Here is an 857-nt window from a genome sequence, read left to right on the forward strand (position 1 = left end):
CACGCCATCGTCCACCTGATCGAGAAGAAGCCCGACGGCACCCCGGCCGTGCTCCACGCGCGCGACGCCGAGCTGGGCGACTCCCAGGCCATCGAGAACCTGCTGGCCGACCTCAACGAAAGCTACAACGCCAAGAACAAGGCCTGGGGCTTCTTCCAGGGCGAGTCCGGGGCCTACCCGTTCAGCGGCTGGCTCGGTGAATACCTGGAGGGCGACCGCGACTTCGTCGGCTTCAGCCGCGAAGCGGTCGAGCACCTGCAGAAGCTGATGGAGGAGTCCAATCTCTCCACCGGCGGCCACGTCCTGTTCGCCCACTACCAGCAAGGCATGACCGACTACCTGGCGATCGCCCTGCTGCACCACAGCGAAGGCGTGGCGGTGAACGAGTCGCTGGAGGTCACCCCGTCGCGCCACCTGGACCTCGGCCAGTTGCACCTGGCCGCGCGGATCAATATTTCCGAATGGCGCAACAACAAGCAGTCGAAGCAGTACATCTCGTTCATTAAGGGCAAGGGCGGGAAGAAGGTCTCCGACTATTTCCGCGACTTCATCGGCTGCCAGGAAGGGGTGGATTCGCCGAGCGAGACGCGCACCCTGCTGAAAGCCTTCAGCGATTTCGTGGAAAGCGAGGACATGGCCGAGGAACAGGCCCGCGAGAAGACCGAGACGCTGGTCGACTACGCCACCTCCCAGGCGCGCATCGGCGAGCCGATGACCCTCGACGCGCTCTCGGAACTGATGGACGACCAGCAACCGCGGGCGTTCTACGACTACATCCGTAACAAGGACTACGGCCTGTCGCCGGAAATCCCGGCGGACAAGCGCACCCTCAACCAGTTCCGCCGCTTCACCGGCCG

General features: G+C 64.3%; 1 protein-coding gene. It reads left to right on the top strand.

Annotated elements, in window-relative coordinates:
• On the top strand, positions 1 to 857 hold an 857-nt coding region (gene yejK, locus HMPREF2886_RS21710; protein ID WP_070748333.1), incomplete at both ends, for a nucleoid-associated protein YejK.

The sequence above is a fragment of the Pseudomonas sp. HMSC066A08 genome (assembly GCF_001813025.1).
In the GTDB taxonomy this organism is placed as follows: domain Bacteria; phylum Pseudomonadota; class Gammaproteobacteria; order Pseudomonadales; family Pseudomonadaceae; genus Pseudomonas; species Pseudomonas aeruginosa.